1 protein-coding gene and 1 pseudogene are annotated in these 1,412 nt (G+C 67.4%); both read right to left on the bottom strand.

The genetic code is table 11. The features are described from left to right. Window positions 1–188, bottom strand: a pseudogene (locus HUK84_RS23335) (hypothetical protein); the annotation flags it as partial. Between the two features lie 17 nt (window positions 189–205). Further along, the coding region (locus tag HUK84_RS18220) for a peptidylprolyl isomerase (RefSeq protein WP_176641499.1) at window positions 206–1,412 on the bottom strand (1,207 nt) is incomplete at its 5' end.

Raw genomic sequence — 1,412 nt, 5'->3', positions numbered from 1 at the left:
GCAATCCGCGCCACGATCCCCGGATCCAGCAGGAAATGCTGCCCCAGCGCCTTGCGCGCATCCAGCCCATGGCGGGCGATCACCGCGCGCAGCGGCTCCAGCCCCGACCCCTGTCCCAGCTCCTGACCCGCCCCGTCCGGCCGCGCCCCTGGCGTGCGTTCAGCCGGCATGCGTTCGGCCCCGGTCACAACGCGTTTCCCGTGACCTAGACCTTCGACCGCATGTCGATGATCGCCCGGCGGCGCAAATCGCGGTCCAACTGCCGCGATGCCTGCTCGACCCGCTCGTTCAGCAACTGGTCGGCAATCTCGCTGGGCGTCTGCTGGGCGAAATTCTTCTGCTGGCGCGCACAGATCATCAGCACGTCGATCCCGTCGGTGGACACCAACGGATGGCTGGCCTGCCCCACGGGCAGGTTGGCCAGGACCTGCTGCATCTGCGGGTTCACACGTTCCAGTTGCACATCGCCCGGATTGGCCGCGCGCTTGTCGCCATATTTGTGGTTCTGCGCCTCCAACTCGGCACAGGAATGCACGGTCGCCGAAATCTGCTGCGCCTCCTTCAGCATCTGCTTCTGCTGGTCGGTCGGGTTGTGCGGGTCCAGCGCGCTGGTGAAGGGCAGGAACGCCTGGCGCAGCGAAACCAGCGTGCCCATCTGGTGGCCGATGACCCGCCGCCCGCTCAGCGTCGCGATGACATAGCCGCCCGCCACGCGGATCGGATTGGAAATGGCGCCGATCGGCATCTGCCGCGCCACCGCCACGACCTCGGGGTCCAGGCTGTCTTCCTGCATCCACCCCATCATCCCGCCTTCCAGCGCCGTCTGGTTCTGCGAGAACTGGGCGGCGACGATGGCGAACGGCGCGCCGTTGCGCAGTTCCTGGATGATGGTCTGGGTGAATTTCAGCTCGTCTTCCGAATGGCGCGGGTCATCCACCGGGATGAAGATCTCGCTGATCAGATATTGCGGCTTGCCGTCCTCCTGCCGCAGCGCCGCGTCGCGCTGCGCGATCTCGGCGGCGGTGATGCGCGCGCGCGACCCCATCTCCTCGCGCAGCACCTGGGTCCAGCCCAGTTGCACGCGGATCTGGTCGATCAGCGTGGTCAGCGAAATCCCGTCCTGGGCCAGCCGGTCGCGCAGCGCGTTGTGCGGCATGCCGTTGCGGCGCTCGATATCGCCGATCGCCGCCGCGATCTGCTCGGGCGGCACGTTGATATGGCGCGACAGCATCTCCGCCTGGCGCAGCCGCTCGTCGATCAATTGCCGGACGATCTGCGGGCGCAGCCGCGCCATCACGTCCTCGCTCAGGTTCAGCCCGGCCGACAGCGCGAACAGCCGCCCGCGATTATCGACGTCCCGGCGCGTCAGCACCGTGCCGTTGATGACGGCGATGATCAAATCCTGGTCGACC

The organism is Nguyenibacter vanlangensis (genome assembly GCF_013376155.1).
Lineage (GTDB): Bacteria > Pseudomonadota > Alphaproteobacteria > Acetobacterales > Acetobacteraceae > Gluconacetobacter > Gluconacetobacter vanlangensis.
The sequence above is the reverse complement of the archived record's forward strand: the minus strand, read 5'-3'. Positions and strand labels throughout refer to the sequence as shown.